The organism is Streptomyces sp. NRRL WC-3549, from assembly GCF_000721935.1.
Taxonomy (GTDB): Bacteria; Actinomycetota; Actinomycetes; order Streptomycetales; family Streptomycetaceae; genus Streptomyces.
In genome coordinates, this window is record NZ_KL585440.1 from 5,559 (window position 1) to 7,076 (window position 1,518).

At 70.6% G+C, this 1,518-nt stretch carries 2 protein-coding genes and 1 pseudogene; 2 read left to right on the forward strand and 1 reads right to left on the reverse strand.

The features are described 5' to 3' along the window. Positions 1–127: pseudogene (locus tag IH13_RS43095) on the reverse strand (2-phospho-L-lactate guanylyltransferase); the annotation flags it as partial. 148 nt (positions 128–275) lie between these two features. Here IH13_RS43095 and IH13_RS0132865 point away from each other — a divergent pair. Then, a complete protein-coding gene (locus tag IH13_RS0132865) occupies positions 276–1,028 on the forward strand; it encodes a lysophospholipid acyltransferase family protein (protein WP_031090229.1) in 753 nt (250 codons plus the stop codon). Continuing rightward, positions 1,025–1,518, forward strand: a 494-nt coding sequence (locus tag IH13_RS0132870; protein ID WP_031090231.1) for an NAD(P)H-dependent glycerol-3-phosphate dehydrogenase, incomplete at its 3' end; no start/stop codon positions are given. The genes IH13_RS0132865 and IH13_RS0132870, both read left to right, overlap by 4 nt.

The window sequence follows — 1,518 nt, forward strand, 5'->3', positions numbered from 1 at the left end:
GCGGGCGCTCGCCGCCGACCGCCCGTCCCAGCCTGCTTTTGGCGCGGGCGAGCGGTTTCAACGGGACGACCAGGGACCAGGAGCCGGTCGGGTCGGTGTTCGTGGTGATCTCCCCCTCGATGCGCATCGGGACTTATTCTCGCCTGCCGGTACGTCGGCCCGCCGGTCCGCCCGGGCGGGCGAGGCGTACGGTGTTCTCCACACAGCAGGGGCCCGGGCCGGCGCAGCACCGCCGCGAACCGGGCAGAGCCCCGGCCCTAGAGGAAGGCGTTCGAGTGTCCCGCCGCAGAATCGGCTTCTGGTACCGCCTGGCGGCGGTCATCGCAAAACCGCCCCTGGTGGTTCTGTTCAAGCGCGACTGGCGGGGAATGGAACACATTCCGGCCGACGGCGGATTCATCACTGCGGTCAATCACAACTCGTATCTGGACCCGCTTTCGTACGGCCATTACCAGTACAACACCGGAAGGGTTCCGCGGCTCCTCGCGAAAGCCGGACTCTTCCGGACGCCTTTCGTGGGAATGATGCTGAGGGGCACCGGCCAGATCCCCGTCTACCGGGAGACGACCAACGCCCTGGACGCCTTCCGCGCCGCCGTCGCCGCGATCGAACGCGGCGAATGCGTGGCCTTCTACCCCGAGGGCACCCTCACCCGCGACCCCGACATGTGGCCCATGGCCGGCAAGACCGGGGCCGCCCGCGTCGCCCTGATGACCAAGGCCCCCGTCATCCCCGTCGCGCAGTGGGGCGCCAACCTGGCGATGCCGCCCTACGCCAAGGAGAACAAGCTCCGGCTGTTCCCCCGCAAGACGCTCACGGTGCAGGCCGGACCACCGGTCGACCTGTCCCGCTTCTACGGCCTCGAACCCACCCCCGACGTCCTGCGGCAGGCCACCGAGGCCATCATGGCCGCGATCACGGCCCAGCTGGAGGACGTACGCGGCGAGAAGGCGCCCGCCGAGCTCTACGATCACCGCAAGGCCCGTGCTGAACAGCGGCGCAAGGCAGAGGGAAAGGGACCCACGTGACGCACCCCGCCAAGGCGGCCGTCTTCGGAACCGGTTCATGGGGTACGGCCTTCGGCATGATCCTCGCCGACGCCGGCTGCGACGTCACCCTCTGGGCGCGCCGCCCCGAGGTCGTCGACGCGGTCAACACGACCCGCACCAACCCGGAATACCTGCCGGGCATCGAGCTGCCCGCGTCGGTCCGTGCCACCACGGACCCCGCCGAGGCGCTGCGCGGCGCCGACTTCGCGGTGCTGGTCGTCCCCTCGCAGACCCTGCGCGCCAACCTCGCCGACTGGACGCCGCACCTGGAGTCCCGGACCGTCCTCGTCTCCCTGATGAAGGGCGTCGAACTGGGCACCACCAAGCGGATGAGCGAGGTCGTCGCGGACGTCACCGGCGTGACCGCGGACCGGGTCGCCGTCGTCACCGGTCCCAACCTCGCCAAGGAGATCGCCGAACGCCGGCCGGCCGCCGCGGTCGTCGCCTGTTCCGACGAGGCCGTGGCCCG